This is a genomic window from Paraburkholderia piptadeniae (assembly GCF_900007165.1).
Classification (GTDB): domain Bacteria; phylum Pseudomonadota; class Gammaproteobacteria; order Burkholderiales; family Burkholderiaceae; genus Paraburkholderia; species Paraburkholderia piptadeniae.
Window position 1 is genome coordinate 1 of the sequence record NZ_CYGY02000177.1, and the last position, 1894, is coordinate 1894.

Consider the following 1894-nt stretch of genomic DNA (forward strand, 5'->3'; position numbering starts at 1 on the left):
TCAAGTATAGGACGCGCACCGGATCGGACATATTTGCGAAGCCTTATTGGCAGCCAACCCATCCATCATCGTGCGGCATCAGCGGCATGCCTCGATGTGGCCGACGCGATATCGCGATGGAGAGACGGGACCGACGGGGTTCAGCCCGAAAGCCGCATTGGCCCCTTGAAGTCTCGACTCGGCTCTGGCGTCCTGTGGACCGCGTCTTCAGTCAGTCTGCTATGCCGACTGACCGATTCATCGATATCGGAACCCGAAGAACCGCGTCGCCAATTAACCACCGTGCGCCTCTTATGGCGCTTGACGCCATAACTTCTGTGTGGCATCCTGCGCCATATGAAGAAGAAAGCCACGCTCCTGTTCGAGGACCGAACCATCTACCCGGATGGAGCCATTCTCGAAATGCGCATCTGGCGATTACCGGAGAGCGACGGCGAACGACCGCACGGTCTCAAGTACAGCCTGTTTTATGGTCGGGCTGGTCAGCGAATCATCGGCTACGACAACGAGCGAGGCAAAGGCGATCACCGGCACTACCGGGATCGGGAAGAGCCGTACAAATTTTCGACGCCTGAGCAGATGGTGGCTGATTTTCTGGATGATGTAAAACGTGAGCGAGGTGAATCATGAGCAAAATGAACGTGCATGTTGGTGGCGCGCGGGATATGGGTCGTCGATTCGCGGCGGCGTTCAACCGTGCGCAGGCAGGCGAGAATTTCGAAGAGCGGCACGTGACGTTTCTGTCGCTCGAGGAGATGCTGGCTGCACTGTCGCCGAAGCGCCTTGAGATGCTTCGTCATCTTCATCGCGAAGGCGCAGAGAACGTGAAGGCGTTGGCAACTGCGCTGGATCGGGACTACAAGCGTGTCTACGAGGACGTGGTGATGCTCGAGAACGCTGGCCTTATTGTGCGCGAAGAAGGCCGTCTGACCGCGCCGTGGGACGCAGTGACCGCCGAGGTTTCCTTGTGACCGAATCGCACACGGCCGTTGGTGCGCCTGATGCTGATCGTTGGCTCCGAGGCGATGGTATCGTTTAATCCGGCTAGCGACATGTATGCCTCATGCCTCGTCGCTCGGATCCACCAGTTCAATCCGGAACTGCCACCCTTCGAACGCCATCAACATCGCCCCAAAATCGGTCCAGTCGACGCGCCTGCCATCGATGACCACACGCGGCAGGCGGCCGCTCTCGCCGCTGTCCTGTCCGCTGTCCCACTCGATTCGCCCACGGACCGTCGTTCCGGCTACCTCGAGATTGCCGGCATGCTCGACCAGATGCCTGACCGTCAGAGCACGCTTGACCTTCTGCACCAGATTTCCCAGAAGCTCGAACGGATCCGACTGTGGTTCACCGAGAAGCTGAAAACGGAAACCCACGCAGTCTTCTTCGCCGGGAGCCAGTTCGAACGCCTCCAGTGAAAGCTGGTCGCCGAACAGCAGGCTGCGGAAATAAAACTCGTGTACAACACCATCCGCATCGGCCAGCCGCACGGGCGTAAACTCCGGATGTTCGAAGGCGTGAAGCTCTGCAAGATGCGCCATCTCGGTATTGAAACAGCGGCTGCAGAGCGACCGGAAGGCACCATCGCCTGAAGCGACGCTGACAACGTCGTGCGGCGACATGACTGTTCCGCACCGGACACAGGTGTTGCCTGGCATCAACGTTCCTCCAGCGCCTTTCGCCTTGAACATATCCATTGTCGCATCTTTGATAGCGCGATGTTCACGCGACGTGCCCTCTCCTACCCGGTTGGCAGTCAAGCAACCAGGTCGATTACGAGCCGGCTTTTGAGCCTGCTCGTGCACAAGGCGTTTTAGCATATGCGAAGGAATACTAATGTCGAGGCCAGATTGAAATGTCCGCTTCCCGGCTAGATAGAGATGTCCGGGTT

3 protein-coding genes are annotated in these 1894 nt (G+C 58.3%); 2 read left to right on the forward strand and 1 reads right to left on the reverse strand.

Annotation, left to right across the window (positions count from 1 at the left end):
• Positions 1-336: 336 nt before the first annotated feature.
• Positions 337-630 (forward strand): toxin-antitoxin system TumE family protein, encoded by a 294-nt coding sequence (locus tag BN2476_RS43965; protein WP_087740357.1) that lies wholly within the window; start codon positions 337-339, stop codon positions 628-630.
• Positions 627-971: an HVO_A0114 family putative DNA-binding protein gene (locus BN2476_RS43970; protein WP_227747395.1), complete on the forward strand. Its 345-nt coding sequence runs from the start codon at positions 627-629 to the stop codon at positions 969-971. Before BN2476_RS43965 ends, BN2476_RS43970 begins: the two co-directional genes overlap by 4 nt.
• 90 nt (positions 972-1061) lie before the next feature.
• Here the strand turns inward: BN2476_RS43970 and BN2476_RS43975 are convergent.
• Positions 1062-1894, reverse strand: an 833-nt coding sequence (locus BN2476_RS43975; protein WP_235851252.1) for a DUF7713 domain-containing protein, incomplete at its 5' end; no start/stop codon positions are given.